The organism is Tissierella sp., assembly GCF_052089545.1.
Lineage (GTDB): Bacteria > Bacillota > Clostridia > Tissierellales > Tissierellaceae > Tissierella_A.
The window spans coordinates 1-4,484 of the sequence record NZ_JBQDAA010000188.1; the positions used below are offsets into that span (position 1 = coordinate 1).

The following is a 4,484-nucleotide window of genomic DNA, read 5'->3' on the forward strand; positions in this document are numbered from 1 at the left end:
AGGGAAAAGTGGGCATGTAAGTAGACCACACGAAGCTGTAGATGCACTCTACATAGCTTCCCAGTCTGTTGTCAACATACAATCTATTGTAGCTAGACAAACTGATCCTGTAGACCCTGTAGTGGTTGGCATTGGCCTACTGACCTCTGGAACTAGATATAATATAATTGCTAATGAAGCACATTTAGAGGGTACATTTAGAACCTTCTCCTTTGAAACGAGAAAAAGGGTGCAAGAAAAGATAGAAGATATATTTAAAACAACAGCTAAGGTTAATGGAGGATCTGCAGATGTAGAGTTTAGATCATACTCTAGCCCACTTATAAATGACAAGGAATCAAGTTTACTTGGGGAAAAAGTAGCAGGACAAATAGTAGGAGAAGAAAATATTATTAAAGATGGAGAAAAATCTTTAGGAGCAGATGACTTTGCTGAGCTTCAATTAGATGTACCGGGAGTATATCTAAATATTGGAAGTAGAAATCCAGATGATAAAAACACTCAATTTCCTCATCACCACGGAAGATTTGATATTGATGAAAAATCCTTACTTATATCAACAGAAGTTTATGTAAACTATACACTTGAATTTTTAAAATAATGATAAAACTATCACCTTTTACTATATTAATATAGTAAAAGGTGATAGTTTTAGTTTTAAAGATAAGTATTTATTAAATTAGCTTAAATTGGGTATTTTATATATAGGTGCTAGTATATTTAAGGATTTAAAATTAAAATTACATTAATAGTTGGAAGTTTAAGAAAAGAGTCGTATAATAGAAGAGTAGCTGAATTTATAAAGGAAAAGTATGGTAGTAAAGAAATATATAGCTTGAATGAAAAGATAAAATAATGATGGAAAATATACCTATGGTAAAAAAGTTTCTCTATAGGATTTTATTACATAAAAACAAAGGGGAGAACAGTTTTGGCAGAAGATAAAAAATTTGCAGTACTTATAGACGCAGACAATGTATCTGCAAAATATATTAAATATATAATGGATGAAATATCAAACTACGGAATAGCTACATACAAAAGGATATATGGAGATTGGACAAAACCCAATACTGGATCTTGGAAAGAAATATTACTTGAAAATTCTATTACCCCTGTTCAGCAATATGGATATACAGTAGGTAAAAATGCTACAGATTCTGCTATGATAATAGATGCTATGGATATACTTTATTCTAACCATGTAGATGGTTTTTGTATAGTTTCAAGTGATAGTGACTTTACTAAACTTGCATCTAGACTTAGGGAGTCTGGTATGCTTATAGTAGGTATGGGTGAAAAGAAAACACCTAAACCCTTTATAGCGGCTTGCAATAAATTTAAATATTTAGATGTTCTTGCATCGGCTGGTGAAAACACACAATCTATAAAAAATAATAAAAAGAACGGTGGCAATATTAGCACTAGTAAAACTTCTAGAACAGAAGATGATCAAAAAGGTATGACAGATATAAACATTATTAAAGCATCAATAATAAAAATGATAAATGAATCAGATTCAGAAAATCAAGCTATAAATATGGCTGAACTAGGAAATAGACTTGCTAAAAGATATCCAGACTTTGATGTTAGAAACTATGGAGATACTAAGCTTTCTAGATTTTTAAAGAAAATGGAATTTCTTAAAATTCAATCAGATAAAAATGAAGGCAACTCTATTTGGGTTTCCTTGAAAACAGATGAAGATATAGATACAAATAAAAAATCTATATCACCTAGTAAAAAGAAGAAAAAACATCATAAGAAAAAATAGTTAATTATTTTGAAAAAACCTTTAAATAAAGTATAATATATTCTTGGGAATATATTATACTTTATTTTTTATATAGTAATACGAAAGGAGAAATATTATGAAAAAGATAAAAACATTAGAAATAAGTTTAGTAGCCTTTGGTATGGTATTAAACCTTATAGGGACATTTACTGCTTTCACTTTAAAGCTACCTATATTATTGGATTCTATAGGGACCATACTTATAAGCATACTACTTGGACCTATTCTTGGAATAATAACTGGTCTTGGAGGAAGTATACTTAGTGGTATTACCTTTGATATATATTCATTATATTTTGCGCCAGTACAAATAGTAGTAGCTTTATTTACATACCTGATATTTAAAGGAGACTTTTTTAAGGGGAAAAAGAAATATATAGGAGTATTGGCTTTAAGTATACTAACCTCTATAGCTGGATCTATTATAGCGGCTTTTGTATTTGGTGGGATAACTTCATCAGGTTCATCATATATAGTTGCTATACTATCTAATTTAGGAATAAATAAAGTAGTAAGTGTATTTGTAGTGCAATTTTTTACAGATTTTATAGATAAATTTATAGGGGTTTCAATAGCCGTGCTAGCTATATCAGAAATACCTAAGACAATAAAGGAAAGGTTGGTTAATAATTAATTGTGGATAGATATAGTATAATTAAAAATAAAAATAAAAGAGAAATAGTCTTATTAAAAGCCTTTCCATGTATTTGGAATAAATGTAGTTTTTGTGATTATACACTTGATAACTGTGAATCTGAAGAAGAGATAAATAATCTTAATTCAGAAGTTTTGAAAAACGTAAGTGGTAAATATAAAGTCTTAGAAGTAATAAACTCTGGAAGTTGTTTTGAAATACCAAAAGAGACTTTGAATATTATAAAGAATGTTATAGAAGAAAGAAAGATTGAAAAATTATATTTAGAAAGCCACTGGTCTTATAGAAATAGACTAGATGAAATGAGATCATTTTTTAAAATACCTATAACTTTTAAAATTGGTATAGAGACATTCGATTATGATTTTAGAAATAAAGTCTTAAATAAAAATGCTAAGTTTAATTCACCAGGAGAAGTAAAAGAATATTTTGACTCAGTTTGTTTGATGGTAGGGATAAAAGGACAAAACAAGTCTATGATAGATGAGGATATTAGAATATTACTAAAATACTTTTCACGTGGAACTATAAATATTTTTACTAATAATACAAGCAATATAAAAAGAGATGAAGATCTAATAAACTGGTTCACAGAAAAATATTCGCACTTAGATAAAAATCCAAACATAGAGGTATTATATAATAATACAGACTTTGGAGTCGGAGACTAGAATAAAAGAAGCTAAACCTTTGGGTGTAGCTTCTTTTATTATTGATAGTACAATTCAATGTTAATGTGTTAATATTGGGAAAATAAGGTATATATTTAAATAAGACTATAGAATTTAAACAGGGGTGACCTTATATGGAATACTTTTATGAAATAATAACAAGGGAAAAAGACCTCCCTGTAAAAATCTTTATACAAAATATGGATAAAATTAAAATGCATTTCCATAGTGAATTAGAAATTATACTAATCTTAAAAGGATCTATAAATATTAGAATAGAAAATAAAAAATATAAATTAAAAGAAAATGATATCATGGCAGTAAATCCTAATGAAATTCATAGTACAAGCAGGACAGATGAAAACAATATATTATTAGCACTTCAAATAGATCCCTCATATTACTCCAAGTATTATAAACACTTCAATAAAATAAGATTTTGTTGTAGGTCCTTTGAATACTCAAAAGATGAACAATATAGGTTTGATATTATTAGGAAGCATTTGTCTCAAATATTACTAGAAAACTATAAAAAAAATCAAGGATACAAACTTATAATAGGAAGTGAAGTAAATAGATTATTATCATTTTTATTAAATAACTTCAAATGCTCATATATAGATGAAGATGAAGTTACAAATATAAAAAAGGATACGAGAAGAATTGAAAGCATCATATCTTATATAGATGAAAACTATAATAAAAAAATAACATTAAAAGAAATTGCGGATAATGAATATTTAAGTGTTTATCATATGTCGCATTTTATCAAAGACATATTGGGAATATCCTTCCAAGAATATTTAAACATTAAAAGATTAGATAAATTTATAGAATTATTAATGAATACAAATAAAACTATAACTGAAATGTCATATGAAAGTGGATTTCCAAGCCCTAAATCTTTAAACAGACTTTTTAAAATAAAATACAATTGTTCACCTTCAGAATATAAAAAAAACAATATAGATAAAGATAAATACTTGTTAGATAAGAAAACTACAGAAATAGATAAAAAAGAAGCATATAAAGAATTTTTTATTTATATTGAAGACCTAAACAGGTCTATAGAAAAAACGAGTAAAAATATAGATAAAAAAGATAGAAAAATCTTAGATAGAGAAAAAAGCTGGGCTAATTATGAAAAAGACTGGGCAAGACCTATAACATTTACACGAGCATCCGAAGGCCTTACCAAGGCTTGGCAAGAAGAGATTAAAGAGATACAAAAGGAAGTTAAATTTGAATATATAAAATTTTATAGTATATTTTCAGATGACATATTGACAATAGATGTAGATAGTAAAAACAATATCATTTACAATTGGACTTATGTAAACAAGCTATTTGACTTTTTAAAAGA

Annotated in this window: 6 protein-coding genes; all 6 read left to right on the top strand. The window is 27.3% G+C overall.

The window, feature by feature from the left end:
* Positions 1–601, top strand: a 601-nt coding sequence (locus ACTHW2_RS11110) for a peptidase dimerization domain-containing protein (RefSeq protein ID WP_442263988.1), incomplete at its 5' end; no start/stop codon positions are given.
* 138 nt (positions 602–739) lie between these two features.
* On the top strand, positions 740–856 hold the full coding sequence (locus tag ACTHW2_RS11115; protein ID WP_442263993.1) for a hypothetical protein: 117 nt from the start codon (positions 740–742) through the stop codon (positions 854–856).
* A 75-nt stretch (positions 857–931) separates the two neighbouring features.
* Complete coding sequence (locus ACTHW2_RS11120) at positions 932–1,774, top strand: NYN domain-containing protein (RefSeq protein WP_442263989.1); 843 nt, start codon at positions 932–934, stop codon at positions 1,772–1,774.
* Positions 1,775–1,871: 97 nt separating this feature from the next.
* Positions 1,872–2,429 carry a hypothetical protein gene (locus ACTHW2_RS11125; protein WP_442263990.1) on the top strand — a complete coding sequence of 186 codons (558 nt, stop codon included), beginning with the start codon at positions 1,872–1,874 and terminating at the stop codon, positions 2,427–2,429.
* Positions 2,430–2,431: 2 nt separating this feature from the next.
* On the top strand, positions 2,432–3,121 hold the full coding sequence (locus ACTHW2_RS11130) for a radical SAM protein (protein WP_442263991.1): 690 nt from the start codon (positions 2,432–2,434) through the stop codon (positions 3,119–3,121).
* A gap of 200 nt (positions 3,122–3,321) precedes the next feature.
* A partial coding sequence (locus tag ACTHW2_RS11135) for a helix-turn-helix domain-containing protein (protein WP_442263992.1) occupies positions 3,322–4,484 on the top strand: 1,163 nt, incomplete at its 3' end.

Coding starts and splice junctions, on each gene's coding strand:
- ACTHW2_RS11125 (WP_442263990.1), top strand. CDS start 1,872: ATGAAAAAGATAAAAACATTAGAAATAAGTTTAGTAGCCTTTGGTATG.